This window comes from Acinetobacter sp. YH12069 (genome assembly GCF_013419675.1).
Classification (GTDB): Bacteria; Pseudomonadota; Gammaproteobacteria; order Pseudomonadales; family Moraxellaceae; genus Acinetobacter; species Acinetobacter amyesii.
On sequence record NZ_VOZS01000034.1, the window covers coordinates 1 to 18,210 of the forward strand.

Annotated in this window: 22 protein-coding genes and 2 pseudogenes; 12 read left to right on the forward strand and 12 right to left on the reverse strand. The window is 39.5% G+C overall.

The features are described from left to right. The 3 genes from FTU16_RS16425 to FTU16_RS15520 form a co-directional block, all read left to right on the forward strand. Window positions 1-188: hypothetical protein (locus FTU16_RS16425; RefSeq protein WP_218955663.1), on the forward strand; the 188-nt coding region annotated here is incomplete at its 5' end. 66 nt (window positions 189-254) lie between these two features. After that, window positions 255-956 (forward strand): VIT family protein, encoded by a 702-nt coding sequence (locus tag FTU16_RS15515; RefSeq protein WP_180088210.1) that lies wholly within the window; start codon window positions 255-257, stop codon window positions 954-956. Between the two features lie 135 nt (window positions 957-1,091). Next, window positions 1,092-2,303 (forward strand): YeeE/YedE family protein, encoded by a 1,212-nt coding sequence (locus FTU16_RS15520; RefSeq protein ID WP_180059063.1) that lies wholly within the window; start codon window positions 1,092-1,094, stop codon window positions 2,301-2,303. A 39-nt stretch (window positions 2,304-2,342) separates the two neighbouring features. Here FTU16_RS15520 and FTU16_RS15525 read toward each other — a convergent pair whose 3' ends face one another. The 3 genes from FTU16_RS15525 to FTU16_RS15535 form a co-directional block, all read right to left on the reverse strand. After that, complete coding sequence (locus tag FTU16_RS15525; RefSeq protein WP_180022261.1) at window positions 2,343-2,864, reverse strand: hypothetical protein; 522 nt, start codon at window positions 2,862-2,864, stop codon at window positions 2,343-2,345. Between the two features lie 65 nt (window positions 2,865-2,929). After that, the gene (locus FTU16_RS15530; RefSeq protein WP_180022262.1) at window positions 2,930-3,709 is read right to left on the reverse strand and encodes a TIGR03915 family putative DNA repair protein; all 780 of its coding nucleotides are present in this window, start codon (window positions 3,707-3,709) and stop codon (window positions 2,930-2,932) included. Window positions 3,710-3,718: 9 nt separating this feature from the next. Next, window positions 3,719-4,978 carry a putative DNA modification/repair radical SAM protein gene (locus FTU16_RS15535; protein WP_180040075.1) on the reverse strand — a complete coding sequence of 420 codons (1,260 nt, stop codon included), beginning with the start codon at window positions 4,976-4,978 and terminating at the stop codon, window positions 3,719-3,721. Window positions 4,979-5,192: 214 nt separating this feature from the next. On the opposite strand from FTU16_RS15535, the gene FTU16_RS15540 reads away from it, so the two are divergent. Beyond that, entirely contained in the window at window positions 5,193-6,236 is a 1,044-nt protein-coding gene (locus tag FTU16_RS15540) for a nitronate monooxygenase family protein (protein WP_111883795.1), read from the forward strand. Between the two features lie 220 nt (window positions 6,237-6,456). On the opposite strand, the gene dusB is transcribed toward FTU16_RS15540, so the two are convergent. Continuing rightward, window positions 6,457-7,476: a tRNA dihydrouridine synthase DusB gene (gene dusB, locus FTU16_RS15545; protein ID WP_257222171.1), complete on the reverse strand. Its 1,020-nt coding sequence runs from the start codon at window positions 7,474-7,476 to the stop codon at window positions 6,457-6,459. 128 nt (window positions 7,477-7,604) lie between these two features. Here dusB and FTU16_RS16650 point away from each other — a divergent pair. Continuing rightward, a pseudogene (locus FTU16_RS16650) lies at window positions 7,605-7,937 on the forward strand (site-specific integrase); the annotation flags it as partial. A gap of 40 nt (window positions 7,938-7,977) precedes the next feature. Here FTU16_RS16650 and FTU16_RS15555 read toward each other — a convergent pair. Next, window positions 7,978-8,325, reverse strand: coding sequence for a hypothetical protein (locus FTU16_RS15555; RefSeq protein ID WP_180163628.1), 348 nt, complete (start codon window positions 8,323-8,325; stop codon window positions 7,978-7,980). A 607-nt stretch (window positions 8,326-8,932) separates the two neighbouring features. On the opposite strand from FTU16_RS15555, the gene FTU16_RS15560 reads away from it, so the two are divergent. Both FTU16_RS15560 and FTU16_RS15565 read left to right on the forward strand, forming a co-directional pair. Beyond that, the gene (locus FTU16_RS15560) at window positions 8,933-9,262 is read left to right on the forward strand and encodes a hypothetical protein (protein ID WP_180163629.1); all 330 of its coding nucleotides are present in this window, start codon (window positions 8,933-8,935) and stop codon (window positions 9,260-9,262) included. A 309-nt stretch (window positions 9,263-9,571) separates the two neighbouring features. Further along, the gene (locus tag FTU16_RS15565; protein WP_180054363.1) at window positions 9,572-9,742 is read left to right on the forward strand and encodes a hypothetical protein; all 171 of its coding nucleotides are present in this window, start codon (window positions 9,572-9,574) and stop codon (window positions 9,740-9,742) included. 92 nt (window positions 9,743-9,834) lie between these two features. On the opposite strand, the gene FTU16_RS15570 is transcribed toward FTU16_RS15565, so the two are convergent. Then, a complete protein-coding gene (locus FTU16_RS15570) occupies window positions 9,835-10,002 on the reverse strand; it encodes an acyl-CoA thioesterase (RefSeq protein ID WP_373683907.1) in 168 nt (55 codons plus the stop codon). Between the two features lie 161 nt (window positions 10,003-10,163). After that, window positions 10,164-10,346, reverse strand: a complete 183-nt coding sequence (locus FTU16_RS15575; protein WP_168377709.1) for a hypothetical protein — start codon at window positions 10,344-10,346, stop codon at window positions 10,164-10,166. Window positions 10,347-10,623: 277 nt separating this feature from the next. Between FTU16_RS15575 and FTU16_RS15580 the strand changes: the two genes are divergently transcribed. From FTU16_RS15580 to FTU16_RS15590, 3 genes are all read left to right on the forward strand, one after another. Next, a complete protein-coding gene (locus FTU16_RS15580) occupies window positions 10,624-11,829 on the forward strand; it encodes a DUF1615 family protein (protein WP_180007933.1) in 1,206 nt (401 codons plus the stop codon). After that, window positions 11,796-12,425: an HAD-IB family hydrolase gene (locus FTU16_RS15585; RefSeq protein ID WP_180163630.1), complete on the forward strand. Its 630-nt coding sequence runs from the start codon at window positions 11,796-11,798 to the stop codon at window positions 12,423-12,425. Before FTU16_RS15580 ends, FTU16_RS15585 begins: the two co-directional genes overlap by 34 nt. A 176-nt stretch (window positions 12,426-12,601) precedes the next feature. Beyond that, window positions 12,602-12,805, forward strand: coding sequence for a hypothetical protein (locus FTU16_RS15590; protein WP_078188800.1), 204 nt, complete (start codon window positions 12,602-12,604; stop codon window positions 12,803-12,805). A gap of 87 nt (window positions 12,806-12,892) precedes the next feature. Here FTU16_RS15590 and FTU16_RS15595 read toward each other — a convergent pair whose 3' ends face one another. Beyond that, window positions 12,893-13,987: an acyl-CoA desaturase gene (locus tag FTU16_RS15595; RefSeq protein ID WP_180163631.1), complete on the reverse strand. Its 1,095-nt coding sequence runs from the start codon at window positions 13,985-13,987 to the stop codon at window positions 12,893-12,895. 12 nt (window positions 13,988-13,999) lie between these two features. Then, a complete protein-coding gene (locus FTU16_RS15600; RefSeq protein ID WP_180163632.1) occupies window positions 14,000-15,067 on the reverse strand; it encodes a ferredoxin reductase in 1,068 nt (355 codons plus the stop codon). A gap of 168 nt (window positions 15,068-15,235) precedes the next feature. Between FTU16_RS15600 and fabR the strand changes: the two genes are divergently transcribed. Continuing rightward, window positions 15,236-15,910 carry an HTH-type transcriptional repressor FabR gene (fabR, locus tag FTU16_RS15605; protein ID WP_372491111.1) on the forward strand — a complete coding sequence of 225 codons (675 nt, stop codon included), beginning with the start codon at window positions 15,236-15,238 and terminating at the stop codon, window positions 15,908-15,910. Between the two features lie 62 nt (window positions 15,911-15,972). Here the strand turns inward: fabR and FTU16_RS15610 are convergent, their stop codons facing one another. Together FTU16_RS15610 and FTU16_RS15615 are read right to left on the reverse strand one after the other, a co-directional pair. Then, window positions 15,973-16,770, reverse strand: coding sequence for an alpha/beta fold hydrolase (locus tag FTU16_RS15610; protein ID WP_180163633.1), 798 nt, complete (start codon window positions 16,768-16,770; stop codon window positions 15,973-15,975). A 106-nt stretch (window positions 16,771-16,876) separates the two neighbouring features. Further along, the gene (locus tag FTU16_RS15615; protein WP_078193592.1) at window positions 16,877-17,140 is read right to left on the reverse strand and encodes a PAAR domain-containing protein; all 264 of its coding nucleotides are present in this window, start codon (window positions 17,138-17,140) and stop codon (window positions 16,877-16,879) included. Between the two features lie 512 nt (window positions 17,141-17,652). Between FTU16_RS15615 and FTU16_RS15620 the strand changes: the two genes are divergently transcribed. Continuing rightward, complete coding sequence (locus FTU16_RS15620) at window positions 17,653-18,090, forward strand: hypothetical protein (protein WP_180163634.1); 438 nt, start codon at window positions 17,653-17,655, stop codon at window positions 18,088-18,090. Between the two features lie 32 nt (window positions 18,091-18,122). On the opposite strand, the pseudogene FTU16_RS15625 reads toward FTU16_RS15620, so the two are convergent. Continuing rightward, window positions 18,123-18,210, reverse strand: a pseudogene (locus FTU16_RS15625) (IS5/IS1182 family transposase); the annotation flags it as partial.

Sequence of the window (18,210 nt, forward strand, 5' to 3'; positions counted from 1 at the left end):
AGAATTATCCAAGTGAACTTATTCGAAAGGAAGTATTTGAAATCGCTATTCTCACCAGACAAGAGGGTGATAAAACAAGAGGAACCTCAATTGAGGTTCCTCTTGTGATTTTTGTGGGACAGCAGTGCCTTCGGGTGCTTTTTTTATATCTGTATTTTATTCAACTTACTGTTTCAATCTATTTTTAACTTGAAATTTAACTGATGTCAGGTCAATCTTATGAGGTCATATAAATAACAAATTTAGAGAAAAGAATGTCTTATTCACATCATACCGAAAAACATTATATGGAACGTACAGGTTGGCTACGTGCATCTGTACTCGGTGCAAATGATGGCATTATCTCCGTCACTAGTTTAATTATGGGCATGGCTGCAAGTGGTGCTTCTAGCCATACCTTACTCATTACATGCATTGCAGGACTCATCTCTGGTGCAACCTCTATGGCGGCGGGCGAATATATCTCTGTGAAATCTCAAGAAGACGTCGAAAAAGCAGATCTTCACATGGAGCATAAAGAATTACAACGTAACCCAGATATGGAGCTTAAAGAGCTGACTCAAATTTATGTAAATCGTGGGTTAGAGCCGAACCTAGCACATGAAGTTGCAGTCCAATTAACTGCCCATGATGCACTAGAGGCCCATGCACGAGATGAAATTGGAATCCATGACAATACCGCAGCAAAACCCGTTCAAGCAGCACTCTCATCGGCTTTAGCATTTTCAATTGGTGCGCTATTTCCGATGGTTGCGATCTTGATCAGTGCTGACATGCATATTGAAAAAACTGTTATGGCCGTTGGCGTAATTTCCCTAGCACTCCTCGGTGCCTTGGCCAGTTATGCAGCTGGCACTTCTATGTTGAAAGGCAGTCTACGTGTTGCGCTTTGGGGCATTGCAGCCATGCTTTTTTCTAGTTGGATTGGTTCTTTATTTAATGTAAATCCAGTTTAATGCCCACTTCATCAGTTTTTTAAATATATTAAATCAATTATACACAGCAATGATTGTGTGATTTTTCAACAATATTCATTTTTACAATATATAAAAACCGTAAAATAGAGATACATTTTTTAAGCTTTTTTCTCCATGTCTGTTATTGCTACGCCAGCCAATCGATCCAATGTATCGATTTGGGTGGCTTTTGTTTTATTAATTTTAGGCACCCTTGGTGCTTATCTGGTTGTAGGCGTTAACCAAGCATTGCTATTTTTAATTGGCGGTGCTTTGGGTATGACTCTTTATCACGCATCTTTTGGTTTTACCTCAAGTTGGCGTGTCTTTATTAAAGAGCGTCGTGGTCGTGGCTTGCGTGCACAAATGATCATGTTGGCTTTGGCTGTACTGCTCTTCTTCCCTGCTTTAGGTGCGGGTGAATTATTTGGCAACCCAGTCAAAGGTAACGTTAATCCTGTTTCAATGTCCGTGATGATCGGTGCCTTTATTTTTGGTATTGGTATGCAAGTCGGCGGAGGCTGTGCATCAGGTACACTGTACACTGTGGGCGCTGGTAGCGCACGTATGATTGTAACGTTGATCTTTTTCTGTACAGGTTCACTGATTGCAACTTCACATATTCAATGGTGGTTTGACCTTCCCCACTTTGAGCCGATTTCTTTAGTCAAAAGCTTTGGTGTAGTTCCTGCACTGGCATTAAACTTTGTAGTTTTTGCAATCATTGCAGCAGCAACAGTTTACTTTGAAAAGAAACGCCATGGTCAGCTTGAAGTTGAGCCGCAAGCTAACCAACACGGCTGGAAACGCTTTCTACGTGGTCCATGGCCATTGGTTTGGGGCGGAATTATCCTGACTTTACTAAACTTTGCCACACTCGCACTTGCAGGCCGTCCTTGGGGCGTGACCTCTGCCTTAGCCGTTTGGGCAGCAAAATCAGCAAGTATCATGGGGATCGATGTTGCATCTTGGGCATATTGGCAGCAACCTGCGAATGCCAAAGCACTGACCGAATCATTATGGTTTGATATCACGTCGATGATGAATTTCGGCATCATGCTCGGTGCATTACTCGCAGCGAGCCTAGCAGGCAAATTTGCACCGAACTTTAATATCCCAAAACGCTCACTGCTAGCGGCGGTTATCGGTGGTTTGATGTTAGGTTATGGCGCACGTTTAGCATACGGCTGTAACATTGGAGCGTATTTCAGCGGTATTGCTTCAGGTAGTTTGCATGGCTGGTTATGGTTAGTATTTGCCTTCATTGGGAACGGTATCGGCGTCAAATTACGCCCAATCTTCTTCCCTGGCGAACGTCCACAACCTGAAAAATTAACAGGCTGCTAATTTCTGTAAATAAAAAGCCCCTCAAATGAGGGGCTTTTTTTAATCTGCTAGTGCAGCTTTTAGATTACAACCATATTGCATGGTTTCTTGTGCATGCTTGTATGTGGTATAGCGGTTGATAATAAAATCATAAAATTGGTCTGTATTCGCAAATACCTGACTCAAATCTTCGTTTGCGGCATTTGGCAGTTTAACGTCTTTCACCAAGGCTAAGTTCACATGTCCGAGATGATACATTTCAGAAAAATAATGATTCATTACTTCGCAATAGGCAATTTTGGAGCTTTTTAAAGCGGTATTGGCAACAAAATGCTGATTTAAAGTTTTTAAGTTCTGAACATCTAAAGCGGATTGATCTGAAAAAGCCATACTTTCTACTTTTTTTAGTTGGCTAAAATCAGCTGCTAGAGTCTGATTTAATTGTTCAAAGCGTTGTTGTAATCCCGCTGTATCGGCAACTTGATAACTTTGCGGATTGAATGTTTTCTTTTCTTGTTCATTTGCAGAACACGCCGTGAGCGTCATTGCCGTCAGAACGGTTGTAACAAGAAATAATTTCATCAAAGTCTCACTTAAACAATCAAAAGCTCGATCATTATGCCCGAAAACAACTAGATGATTCGCACCTAAATCGCTTTTTCATTCAGATAACGCCAATAACGACGTGGCACATACTGCACATGTAATTTCATATTACGTCGGGCTTCAATATTGACACTTCTAAAATAATCTTTCCAAAGCTGATCATATAAAACTTCCTCATCATCCAGTTCGATATTGAAAGATTGACTATGGCCTGACTGTATTTGCCCATCTATGGTTGTGGCATCCATATCCGCTTGATGCACCTGCTGTAGATCATAGTAAATGCCGTAGCTGCGTTTTTCATCGTAAATCAACCAACGTTGATCTTGATAGCGTGATTTGAAATGCCGTTCGATCAAAGGCAATACATTAAAGTCAGGTGAGACTAAACTGATAAACAAGCCATCCTGACATTTTTTAAAACGCACAAAAGCTTCCATTCGGTGCTTTTCACGCCCCACTTGCTTCGCCCACTGACTCATCCCTAATACATCAGCATGACCATAGTTTTTAGACACATCACGCTGTTGCTGGAACGCATAAATCGCAAAATTAAAACAATGTTGAAAAGCCTGCTGCTGCTCGGATAAAAACGCATAATAAAACTGCTTCAAAGCACTTTCAGATGCTTTAAGCTTTAATCCTTGCCATACCCGCTGTGCTTGTTCATCGTGACTAGCCACATCAATGACTTCGGCGAAAAGACCTGCCTGCACTTGCCCATCTGTACAAATCTGAATGTCAAATTGCTTAAATTGAAAGGCCCGAAAAACACAACTTAACAATCCTGTCATCGTGCCATCAAAGACATAAATACTCACGACTGTATCCTAAAAACCTAAGTTCAATTGTGGAGAAATTTGCTGCGTATATTTCGACTGGCCACTTTGCAAGATCTGCTGACGTATTTGATGTGGCTGTTGATCTCGAATAAATTTTGGAGAATCTTCACAGCGTATAAAATGTTGTGCTCTGTTGTAGGAAATACCCATACGTTTTAATTGGTCGATATGGATTTTCCCAAAACGTCGTGCTTGAACAATTTTTTGAGCAGAACGTACACCAATACCCGGCACACGTAAGATCATTTGATATTCAGCACGATTGATATCCACGGGAAATTGCTCGGGATGACGCAGTGCCCACGCTAATTTAGGGTCAATATCCAATTCTAAATTTGGATGCTCTTCATCGACCAATTCCGTCGCTTCAAACCCATAAAAACGCATCAACCAATCACTTTGATACAGCCGATTTTCTCGTAATAAAGGTGGCGCAGACCCCACAGCTGGCAGCGCACGCTCCTCTTCATTAATTGGAATATAACCCGAGTAATACACACGCTTGAGCTTAAACTCTTTGTAATGACGGTCTGCCATCAGTATGACATCACGGTCAGACTCTTGATGTGCGCCCACCACCATTTGCGTCGTTTGTCCTGCGGGTACAAATTTAGGAACTGTGCGTATTATTTTTCGTTCATCTTTGAATTGAATCAAACGATCTCGCACGATACCTAAGTCTTTTTGGACTTCAACATGACTTTTTTCAGGTGCAAATTTTTTTAAACCATCTTCTGTCGGCATTTCCAAATTAATGCTCATACGGTCGACATATAAACCTGCTTCGGTAATGATTTCCTGAGATGCCCCCGGAATGGTCTTCAGATGAATATAACCATTAAAATTTTCTTCTAAACGCAGTTTTTTTACCACCTGCAACATACGTTCCATGGTGTAATCCGCCGATTTAAAAATCCCCGAACTTAAAAATAGCCCCTCAATATAGTTCCGACGATAAAAATTCATAGTCAAATCGACCACTTCCTGTACCGTAAATGCTGCGCGCTTTACGTCGTTACTTCGACGGGACACACAATATGCGCAGTCAAAAATACAGACATTGGAAAATAGAATTTTTAATAACGAAACGCAGCGACCATCTTCAGTATAGCTATGGCAAATACCGTTTCCAGTATTACCCAGACCTTTGTCTTTATTTTGGCGCTTACTACCACTCGAAGAACATGAGACATCATATTTGGCAGCATCGGCTAAAATTTGCAGTTTTTCACGGATACGTTCAGACATGGGAGAATTATAAAATTTAAAGTGAACACAGCATTATTTTAAAAGGATCCACCTCAAAAGTCGGGTCATACATCATTACTACGACACGAGGTGTCGCTTAATTTCAAGTACAACTTTCGTTTAAGAATAAGACCATTTTGATAAGAAATAACGAATATTATTTGCTTAATTTCACTCGCTTGGGCAAAGTATTTAGAGTGATTGGAGTATGCACATGACTTTATTAGAAAAACTTGGCATCAAACACCCTATATTTCTTGCCCCAATGGCAGGTGTTTCTACACCTGAACTTGCTGCAGAAGTATCAAATCAAGGTGGACTTGGTTCACTGGGTTTAGGTGCAAGCAGTGTTGAGAATGCACGTCAACAAATATTACAAACTCAAGAACTCACTGAACAACCTTTTCAGGTCAATTTTTTTTGTCATGACACAGTAGAACTCGATGAACAAGTTGCTGCCAAATGGATCATGCAATTTAAATCACGCTTTGCTCAATATAATGCAGAAGCTCCAGAAGCACTGAACTGTATTTATCCAAGCTTTAAAGATAATGACCATTTTCTAAACCTCTTACTGGAAACGCGCCCCAAAGCGGTGAGTTTTCATTTTGGCATTCCGCACCCACATCAAATTCAGGCCTTAAAACAAGCGGGTATTTTGACTCTAGTTTCTGCAACCAATTTAGCAGAAGCTAAACTGATTGAAGCTGCGGGTATTGATATCGTGATTGCTCAAGGTATTGAAGCTGGTGGTCACCGTGGCATTTTCAATGAAAACTTCGATAGCAGCGTTAAAACTCGTGACTTAGTTCAGCTCTTGAAACGCCATATTCAATGCCCCGTTGTTGCAGCTGGTGGCATTATGAATGGACATCAGGCCTATCAAATTATGGAGTTGGGTGCAGATGCTGTTCAACTGGGCACTGCTTTTGTGCAATGCAAAACATCAAATGCAAATGAGGCTTATCGCAAAGCACTATTTGATGCGCCCATCACGCAGATTACATCAAGTATTTCAGGCCGGCCTGCACGTGGCATTATCAATAACTGGCACACAGATATTGATACGCCGACTCGCCCAACCGTTCCGGCTTACCCATATAGCTATGATTTAGGCAAACAATTACATGCAGCAGCCAGCAAGCATGGCGTACATGAATATGGTGCATTTTGGGCAGGAACTAATGTCTCTCAAATACGTGAATTGGAAGCACCCGACTTGATCAATCAATTGGTTTTAGAAATGCGCTTTAACTAAGACCTCGCTCAACGGGTCATTCAAACATGAATGCCTAATAAAAAGCCCTCAACATTGAGGGCTTTTTATGTGCAATTTAGGCTGTCATCGATGCACAATTTAAATATTTGTTTTAGATCATTTGAATAAAGTTAGTTAAATCTATTTCAAATAAATCTAACTAGCTTAAATCGACTTACTTTGTATCACATTGCACAGATCTATTTCGTTTGACTTTAAGTTACTTGGTTTCAAGCAAATTGACCTGATCAACTTGAACATCACTCATGATCTGACCATGATCGAGTAAGTGATTAAAATAGTTCTCGACGACTTTATATTGATCTGCTGTAGATTCAACTTTATACATATTTTGGCGGAACTCATTACTAGAGCGTAAACCTTTGGTATACCAAGCAATATGTTTACGTGAAATTCGACAACCTGAATATTCACCATAAAAACCATATAACTCAGATAAATGTCCAAGCAATACGTCACGAACTTCCATAATACTTGGCGCAGCCATATGTTCACCTGTCGTCAGGTAATGTCCAATTTCACGGAATATCCATGGGCGACCTTGAGCTGCGCGACCAATCATGACTGCATCGGCACCAGTATAATCCAATACATATTTGGCTTTTTCAGGTGTATCAATATCACCATTGGCAATCACAGGAATATTGATCAACGATTTCACATCTTTAATTAAGCTATAACGCGCCGTATTCAGATACATATCTTCACGTGTACGACCATGAAGCGCCAATGCAGCAATGCCAGCTTCTTCGGCACGTTTCGCAACGCGCATAATGTTTTCATGACCATTTAGATAGCCCAAGCGGGTTTTTAAAGTCACGGGTACATCAACTGCATCAACCACAGCATCTAAAATGCGAGCCACTAAGTCTTCATCTTTAAGTAGTGCAGAACCTGCCAACTTATTACAGACTTTCTTCGCCGGACATCCCATATTAATGTCGACAATTTGCGCACCATTTGCCACTTGATAGCGAGCGGCTTCAGCCAGTTCAGCTGGATCTGACCCTGCAATTTGGGCAGAAATAGGCGCTATTTCACCATCAAAATTGGCACGATAAAGACTCTTTTTACTCATGCGTAGTGTCTTATCTGCCGTCATCATTTCACTGACCGCATGACCTGCACCAAAGTATTTGCAAAGTGTACGAAATGGGCGATCTGTAACCCCTGCCATAGGTGCCACCCACAGTTTTCTCTCGATGGGACGATCGAACAATTCTTGAATGACATTGTTTTTACTCAAAATCTTTAACCTCGTTTAACTTCGTTTAGTCGCTCCGTATTGACTTTTAATGCTCTTTAGTTGCACCTATTTGCATCACGAAATTTCAATGTTGCAAATTCATAGGTACAGTCACTAAGCGACAAACAAAAGACGGTACAACTCGGTATAGAGCTCAAGTCCGCGTACAACTTCAAGGCTACCCAGAATTCAAGCAATCCAAAACATTTAGCTAAAAGTCTTTGGCTGATGAGTGGATTAAACGCGCAGAGGCAGAAATTGAATTGCACCCTGAAAAAATGTTGAACCCTGAGGTGCAACTTAAGCAAAAAACACTCAGAGAATTCATATTTCAGTATTTGGATGAGGCGGACAGTTTTGCTAGGACAAAAACAGGAGCACTACAGCATATTGCTAGTTTAGATATTTCTGAAAAGAATATCTATTCTTTAACGTGATAAGACTTTTCTGATTACGCCACTTCTTATAAAAGTATTAATCTTTCAGAACACCAACATTATCTGCATTAAATTCTAAAGACATTTTCTCATATAGTTTACTTTCAGCTGCATCTAAGCGAGCTTTTGCGTCAGCTAATGCTTTCGGGTAATAAAGATAGCTTTTCATATCTTTATCACAGCTATCCATTTTTTTCTCACAATCACTATCATTCCTTTTGGCTTCTCTAGACTCTCTGATTATTCTGTTGTAATTATTTTTGGCTTCGTACCATTTAAATTCAATTACATTATGAGCATTTGATGGTTCATCTTTAGCATAGCAGTTCACTGATGCTAGGAAGCAAATTGTTATTCCGTTAATAATTTTGGTTAGATAATGCACTTTTGATGCTCGTTAAATTGGATGTTATTGTAAATAGTAACGTAATCTAACCCACCTGCCATAGGTGCCACCCACAGTTTTCTCTCGATGGGATGATCGAATAATTCTAATGACAGGATGTTGACTCAATGTTTTAACCTCTAGCTATATTTAGCAAATGATGCCCGAACCACATTCGAAATCTTCGAAGCCACTTTTAACAATGCTAAATTCAAATGTATGTTCGCAAAATCTGTTGAGCGTAAAAACGTTTCATGGCAATGATTATGCAATTGAATGATGACAATGAACATCAACATCGTTCAACGCTTAAATTGAGGAATTTGAAGCTTCGGAATTGGACGGCAAATTTGCAATGCGATAATTTAGTAATTCCAAACAAAAATTTCTACGCTTTTACTTAAGAGTCGTTAAAACTTACTCTTTAGCCATCTAGCTAACGCACTATCGATTCAACATCAGACTTTCTGCGTATCTGCCTGTACAGGTGTTACTATAGAGGGATACTGCTAAAATCATTGAAAACTTAAATCTATAAATTCACATCAGTGAGTTGAACTTTATGAAAAAATTGAAAATTCTCTCTTTTATATTTTTCGCTACCATATTGACTGCCTGCCAACAACCCAATGACGAGGCGGCTGCAGCTGAAAGCCAAAACGCTGATTTAACAACGGAACAAGCGACTCAACAATTTGAGCAGTCAGATGCGCAAATCAGTCAATACCTTGATGTTTTAGATGCCCCAAGAATATCGATCAAGGAAAAAACCCAAGTCTTATGTCATGACTACCCTCATGAATATAAAACCAACTATATGCCTGCCATGCTCAAACTCGCAGCCCAAGATTATACTCAAGATAAAATGTTAAATGATTTGAAGATTGCACAGGACTATTACAAAGTAAAACTCAAAATTGAATGCCCTGCTGAATAATCTCCTTTTCATCATGGCGTCATATTTCAGCGATAAATTGTAATTAAGCGAAAAGTGGGTAAGTTTCGCTGTAATAACAACGTAAAATATACTTCCCGATTTATTCGGGTTTTTCTTTTTAAAGCTTTCAAATAATAAATGGCAATTGAATGGCACATTTTATTTTGTGATGGATTTCAAGCCATTGATTTATTGTGATAAATTTTCGTCAAAGTTCACAATCTAGCCACATAACACCCATTTTAATTACACTTTTCTCATGATTAATACATTAAGTTGTTTTTCCAAAAATAGACTGAAGATTGAATCATGAAAACTTTAAATAAAGCACTTTTTGCTGCACTTATCTCGACGGCGGCTGCAACTACATTTGCTGCTGAAGAACAAAAAGTTGAAGCTGCTGCATCTGAAGCTCAAACAACTGAAGTTGCTCAAGACGCAACTGAAGCGGCACCTGCTTCTGAAGCTGTTGCAAAATAATTGAGCAAAAATTTAAAAGCCCACAGATAGTGGGTTTTTAAATTCACAGGCATTTTTAAGTCTTTCGCAGCTTTCAATGAATTTGACTTCAATTATTTAAAATATAAACGTTGAATTTGACGTGCCCGCCGGTTTAAACCCAATACTTTTTTTCTATGTAAAATGTCTTCTTCACTAAATCCCAAGTGCTGGATTAATTCAGACGTAGCTAAATCTGCATGTTCGATCAACACGGCATCTTGTTCAGTTGACCAAATCACGTTTGATACCTTTAATTTGTGCTGGCGTTTTAAATTTCTCATTTGCACAGTATAAAATACTTTAGACACATCAACAAAAAGCCCACCCGATGTGAGCTTTTTGCACAGACTGAGTATTCATCATCTATTGGATTGAAATATAGATTTACTGAACGATGATGTTAAAGATTTTCATCCTTCGTGATCATCACTGAGGTTAAAATTGGAACGGCAAAACAAGGTAGTAAGAGTAAGATCCAATATTCCACCATCGGTTTAGCCACAACAAAGTTAATAATGATTGCCCCCAATACCATAACTAACGCAATCAAACCCAAGAAACGACTGAAAAATTTAGCTGGCATAATAATCCCCTTAAAAAATTTATGGATTTCAGCTAGTATATACCTGCATTTTTTATAATCTGTTGAAAATGATATTGGAATATTCATCTATTTAGCTCAAAAAGCATTCTTTTTCCAATCATCCTGACAGAACTGCTTGTTTTTACACGCGTAGATCTCCATAAATAGATTGACAGCCCCCTATGAGACATATACATATTTATTCATTACTTATGTATTTTGCATAGTATACTGCACCTGCTTTGTCGCCCCCATATGGCTGAGTTTATTGGAAAATATGAACAAAACTTTTTCGACCACATTATGCTTTAAATCCCTTTCTGTACTGGCTTTATCCATTGGCTTGGCTGCCTGTGGTAATGGTTCATGGTGGAGCAAAGATGAACCCACTATGGAAGCGGAACAGATCAAAAAAGCCATTCCACCTCGCGTGAATGAACGTCTGTCATGGGCCAATGATATCTACGACATTAGTGATCAGCTCGGTATTCCAACCACGAAAGAAAATGTTTGTACGATTGTTGCTGTGGTCGATCAAGAGTCCAATTTTGTTGCTGATCCGCATGTGCCGGGGCTCGGTGAAAAAGCCGTTAAAGAAGTTCAAGATCGTCTTGAAGAAAAGTTTAAAGATAAATTGGGTGATGGCATCGGTGGTACAGTCGCTGGCTATTTCCAAGATGTGTTAAAAAATCAGCCGAGTCCTGAAGATAACTATTTGAGCCAAATGCGCCGTGTACAAACTGAACGTGAACTAGACGAGTTATATCGTGAAATTTTTGACTATATGTCTAAACATTATCACGTGAGTGCTTTGACGGGCGCAGCGAAACTGGTTGGACAAGATATTGGTGAAAAGCTCAACCCCATTACCACTTTGGGTTCCATGCAAGTTCATATAGGCTATGCCAAAGACCACAAACGCCAAGGTGGAAATATTGCTGCTCTACGTACTGACATGTATAGCCAATATGGCGGTTTGTATTATGGCATTCACCGTTTAATGATGTACCCGGCTGAATATGACAAACCGATTTATCGTTTTGCAGATTATAACTCGGGTCGTTATTCAAGTCGTAATGCAGCATTCCAGAGCATGTTGAATGACTTAACCCCTGCTGAGCTCGGCTTAGATGGTGACCTCTTACTTTATAATAAAGATGGTTCTCCACGTTCAGTAAAAAGTCAGTCTGAAACCGCGCTGATTGCCGTTTTTGCAGAAAACAATGTGATCGCGACGCCACGTCAAATTCGTTCAGATCTTAAAAAAGAAAAAGATCAGGACTTTGAAGATACTTTGACGTATAAAGCGGTCAAAAAGTTGTACCAAGAAAAGACCGGAAAAGAACCATTTTATGCCATGATGCCTGAAGTCGTAATTTCTGGGCCGAAATTAAGCCGTGATTACAATACCAATTGGTTTGCCACACGAGTCGATGGACGTTATCAAACATGCATGCGCCGCATCAAAAATCTAAAACTCTAGCCTTATTTGATTTTGACGGTACCCTGTGTAACAAAGACAGTTTTACAGGGTTCATCTTCTATTCTCTGCCTAAACGGCATATCGTGCGCCAAGGGATTAAAATTCTCCCTTGGATTCAAGGCTATTATCTCAAGCTATATCCTGCACATGCAATGCGTCCTCGCCTATATGCCGCAATGTTTAGCCAAGCCAACCATGAGCAGGTTTTAAATCAAGCAGCGCAATATGCTGAACATTTGATGGCAGAACTCAATCCTTCACTGTATGAACAATTACAGCAACACCAAAAACGAGGTCATGAAGTCGTTTTAGTTTCGGCCTCCGTTGATTTATATCTTAAACCTGTGGCCAAAAAGCTCGGGGTCAAACTGATCTGTACTGAAACAGCAGCCAATGACCAAATACTGACTGGTTTGTATCAAACCTTAGACTGTAGTGGTGAGCAAAAGAAAATTCGAGTTTTGGAGCAATTTAACCTTCAAGACTATGAGCAGGTATATGCCTATGGAAATAGCGATGAAGACCTCGCTATGTTTGAATTGGCCACCCACCATTTCATGAATGGACAGGATAAGTGCCTACCTGAACTCGACTAAAGTCGAGTGATTTAGTTTGGTTTATTAATCAAAGTTAACAATCACAAACTTAAATTTAAGTCGCTCTAATATATGATTAAATTTTGAAAATTCTGCTTTTATTTTGACTTTATAGTGTGCTATTTTTCTCATTAATTAGAAATAATGCGGTCAAATATTAAAAGCGGGAAAAGAATATGAATCAATTCAATCCACCGAAATATGTCAAAGGCCTCCATATTAAATTTGGCGAAAATCCATTTGTTCTCCTTGCTCAATTTGCCTTCTCAGCCACTCGCCAGATGTGGACGAAAGAAGAAATTGAATTGGTCATTCGTATGGCTAAAAAAGGAAATTATATGAATTTGATTAAGATCCTCAAATTACATATCAAAAAGTAAAATAGATATTTCCCCCAAAGTTAATATGAAAAAAGCCATGTAAATGCATGGCTTTTTTTTGATTCAGCAACTCAAGCCTAGCTTTTATTACTTTTTAAATGGAAACGCATATTTCACAATACGTTTTAGTACACTGCCGTACTGTTTCACCAAGCTTGCGTTGTTATAGTTCAAACCATATTTTTCACATACGGCCTGTACTTTTGGCGCCATTTTACGATAACGACGCGCAGGAACATCAGGGTATAAATGGTGTTCGATCTGATGGCTTAAATGCCCTGTCAAAATGTGAAATGCTTCTGAACCAGTAAGGTTTGAAGAACCACGGATTTGACGCATGTACCAATGTCCACGGCTTTCATTTTCAAGTACTTTTTTCGGGAAAACTTCAACATCTTTGGTGAAGTGACCACAGAAAATAATACTAAATGTCCAAATATTACGAAGACCATTCGCAACGAGGTTCCCTGTGAGCACAGGTAATGCTGCAGGCCCTGCAATAAGCGGGAAGAACACATAGTCTTTAAATAATTGCTTGCCGATTTTGGCTTGCATTGGTTTCCATTCTTCTTTGGTTTGCTGTTTGGTTTTTCGACCTTTGAAGTATTTACCCAATTCTAGGTTTTGAATGGCAACACCCCATTGGAACAATAAGCAAAATGGAATGCTATAAATCGGTTGTAATAAATAGCCCGGTTTCCAACGCTGTTCTGGGAACAAACGGACTAGACCATAACCAATATCATCATCCATGCCTTTAATATTGGTATAGGTATGATGTTTAAAATTATGTGTTTGGCGCCAGTTATCTGCTGTCCCCACGATATCCCATTCATAGGTCTGACCATTGAATTTAGGGTCATTCATCCAGTCATATTGACCGTGCATGACATTATGACCTAATTCCATGTTTTCCATGATTTTGGCAAAACCTAAAAGACCTGTGCCCAAAATCCACGCTGGTGGGAACCAACCTGCAAACAATAAAGCACGACCTGCCATAGATGAATAACGAACTGTCGAATACACTCGGCGAATGTATTTCGCGTCTTTTTCACCTAAGTCATCTAAAACTTCTTGCTTAATGGCATCAAGCTCACGCGCAAGTTCGTCTAATTGCGATTGGCTTAACTCACGGTTTTTGGGATTTTTAAAATATTCAATTTTTACAGGCATGTTCATATTTTTTCTACCTTATAAATCAATAACAAGATCTGACTGTGCTGAGTTCACACAAATTTTGAGTAAATTACCCGGCTCTGTATTTTGGCTACCATTGACCATATTTTTAGTCGAACCTTCTACTTTGTTGCAGGCACATTTATTACAAATGCCCATACGGCAACCGTGATTTGGTTTGATATTTTGCTGCTCAAGACTGGCTAGAATTGATTGGCCTTTTGGGATACTGACGGTTTTATTGGATTGTGTAAGCGTGACATTCACAAAGCCAATATCATCCGTTGCGATTGGGCTCATGCTAAATGCTTCACTCATAAAGCACTGTGCATGATCAAATAACGCTTCGGCCTGAGTGACGAAACCCGATGGACCACATGCAAACACAGTACTGTGCTCAATGTCGTCAATTTGAGCAGCGTGAGCGGCATTTAATCGTGGATCGGCAACATCTTCTTGGGTAAAGAAAATTTGAAATTTAAAGTTTGGATATTGATTTGCCAAAGCTTCGAAGCGTAATTTGAATGCGGCATCATCGTGATACTTAACCCAGTACATTAACTGAATTGGTTGCTCCGCAATTTGCTTGGTTTTGCTCATCGCTTTCAATAAACTCAACATAGGCGTAATACCACTACCCGCAGCCAATAGTAGCAACGGTGTAGAATTTGACACCAAGGTCATATCACCAAAAGGCTGACCAAATTCTAAGATATCACCCACTTGCGCTTGTTCTACGAGCCAAGTACTCACAATACCCGTATTCACTTTTTTTACACTAAGCAATACGTGTTGATCATCTAACTGAGTCAAACTATAAGTACGTTCGTAACGGATACCATTTACGCGAGCAAAAACAGGATGATGCTGACCAGCTTTACCCATTTTAAATAAACGGTTCACCTGTATGGTTAGGCTGACCATCTCATTTGCTGCATTTTCTTTTTGTACAATTTTGCCGAGTGCCTGATTACCAGACCATAACGGATTAAATTTCTGCAACCAGAAATTCACTGCATTGACGTCTACAACACTGTCTTTGAGTGCGTTTAAAGGCTTTTTCGCTTTTTCGAGTACATGCATAATCAAATACAACTCATGGGAGGTTTTTAATTATTATACACATGTATATATATTTGTATATACGCTTGTGCATTTAATCGACATTTTCACAAAAGCTATTAGCAGACGCTATAATATGTTAATGTTTTTAATCTATTAAAAAATATGACTCAGTCTGCACAGACGAATATGGTTAACATGTACCAGGAAGAATTACATTCTGAAGCTGAAACTCCACTTGCAGTTCGCACTGTAGGCCGTAAAGCAACGATTACCAAGGAAGAACTGTTTCAGGCAGCGCTTAATTTAATTGGTCCACAAAAAAGTATTTCATCACTGAGTTTGCGTGAAGTTGCACGTGAAGCTGGCATTGCTCCAAATAGTTTTTATCGTCACTTCAAAGATATTGATGAATTAGCCATTGAGTTGATTGATCGAGCTGGTGGTGTGTTACGTCAAATTTTGCATGAAGCACGCCTTCAGGCATCACGCCAAAGCAGTATTATTCGTAGTTCAGTTGAAGTATTTATTCAGCAGCTAGATGCCGATGAAGGCAACTTAAGCCTTTTACTTCGTGAAGGCTATACTGGTTCGCATTCCTATAAAAATGCAGTTGAGCGTCAACTTAACTATTTCCAACAAGAATTAAGAGAAGATTTAATCGTCCTAGAACGTTTAAATCAAAGCAAGTTGGCTCATCCTGACATCGTGGCACGTGGTATTACCCAATTGGTGTTTAACATGGGTGCAAAAGTCATTGATCTACCGACAGAACAACGCAAAGAAGTTGCCGAACAAACCATGATTATGATTCGTATGATCCTGGAAGGCGCTCGCCATTTAGATGAAGCACAGATTCGCTAAAAATTAACGGTCAAAAAAAGGAGACGTTCAGGTCTCCTCTTTTATGAGCAAAATTTATTTTTCTAATGCTGTAAGTACTGCATGACGTGTAGCGCTGTCTGTTTCGGCTGCTCAAGTGGAAACATGTGCCCACCTTCAACTACACTATAATCTATACCATAGGTTTTCTTCATTCCGTCAGGCAAACCTTGTTTATAAAAATGGCTGTTATCTGCGGTGATAAGGTGTACAGGCATTTGAGGGGCTTTTCGTGGAGTACGCCACCACCATGCAGGCACTGTACGGAAGATTTGCGCTTCCACGGCTTTTGGAATGCTGAGGGTCACGCCACCGCGTTTTTCATCAGCGCGAACACCTTGTGCAAAATAATCCTCAAAACATTGTGGATCAAAACTTTTAAATAAACGATTATTCCGTAGTGCCGTATAGGCTTCATCCAAATTTGGCCAATGGTCATTACGCTTCAATGTAATTGCCGCCGGGGTAAGTTTATCGACAGCTTTGAGCTTTAATTTTTGCATACCTTCAAAAATGGCAGACTTAGGACCGATTACGAAAGGTGGATCCATAATAATCAGTTGTGAAAACAAATCTGGACGTTTATAAGCCGCCATAAGGGTGACTAAAGAGCCAAAAGAATGCCCAAGCCCAATCACTTTTTGTTTTGGAAATTGGTGTTCGATATCTGCTATGACTTGATCGACCAAATATCGCCAATCTTTGGTGATCGGATAGCGCTCATCCATACCAATAAGCGGAATCGCCTTCACATCAAATTGCGGTGCAAAGTAGGATAAAAACTTTCGATAACTTGCAGCAGGAATACCATTGGCATGGGTAAAATGGATCGCGCTTTTCATCTAAAACTCATCCAATCAACTGATGATGCCACATCATAAAGAGATCTATACGATTTAAACAGGACTCAATGAGTTTATCTATATGACCCCAAAGTCAGTTTGCAGATTATTTTTGTGAACCGACCATTGATTGATTCGGTAAAAATGTTGCGCCACAAGTGGTTTTATCTCCAGCAACCACAACACCTCGCCCCTTTACCGTTGTACTTTGATCTGCCGCGATCGCAGCCACAGTCGAATTACATTTCGGGCAATAATGTTTCATGCCGTTTAAATGCACCGCAATACCATTAATCACAAATGAAGGTTCACATTCTGAAACCACACCACCGTGTGACGTTTTACTACCTAAGGTAATTAAGGATTTCATATTTTTATTTTCTTCTAACGAACTGCCGAAATTTGAAGCATTTTAACGGAACTGCCCTCAACTCGCTAGCATCGACGTATAAATTTAACCAAGCCAAAACTTTACTTAACTAAAGCATCAAAACACGACATTAAGACAGTTCGTGATCAATCATTTGAATATGATGCTATCTCTGTATGTCCGAATACATTTAATCATTTCACTTTCATAATTCAATCGACATCAATCACGACAGCTTATGTCGCGATGCCGATTCTTTTACTAATCAAAGCATGTATATTGGGTATCGCAATGAGCATGAAGCGTAGCACCCTATTTTACAATTTCAGTATTTAACTGAGCTTCGAATCAGAAAATGGCGCTTTTCTACGCCATGATTAACTTTAGAACGTTCATAGACTGAACACATTATCCAAAACCATTTTTAGAAAATTTTAGATTCGAAACGTAGCACCATTTCATTTTATAGCGCAGATAAATAAAGCATAACCATTCTATTTTCAGGAGGTTTTATGATTTTAATAAATGACTTTGATTTAACCCAACCGCAAAAAGTCATCGTGTTAGACCATACACTAGATGACTCAACCCTGTTAACTGAAGTACTCGCTTTGTGTAAGACCGCAGACCCAGAGCTCATCGTGGCGGAAAGCAAAGAGGCTGATTTAGTCTTACGTTTATTACCTGAAATACATGCTTATTGTGGTGCCATTGCCTTAAAACAGCCGCTATGCATTGACATCAACTTTGATTTACTTACTGCTCATTATGCAACACGCAGCCAAGCAGACCGATGTACGATCCAAATTCAGTTAGCAAAAAATCATCCGGACTATACAAAGCTTGATGGCATATTTTATATGTTGGATGAAAATGAAGATTTTGATCAAGCTGTAGAATTGCTGAAGAATAGTTACTTTTTTTATGCCGATGTCGACAATTTAGATTAGGGTGTGTTGACATTTACAGCCGATAAATTGAGCTAAAGAGGCAACCATATAAATATACAAGCTAAAGCAACAGCGCTTTGATAGTTACGTTTTAGCTTATCGTATCTTGTGGCAATTCCT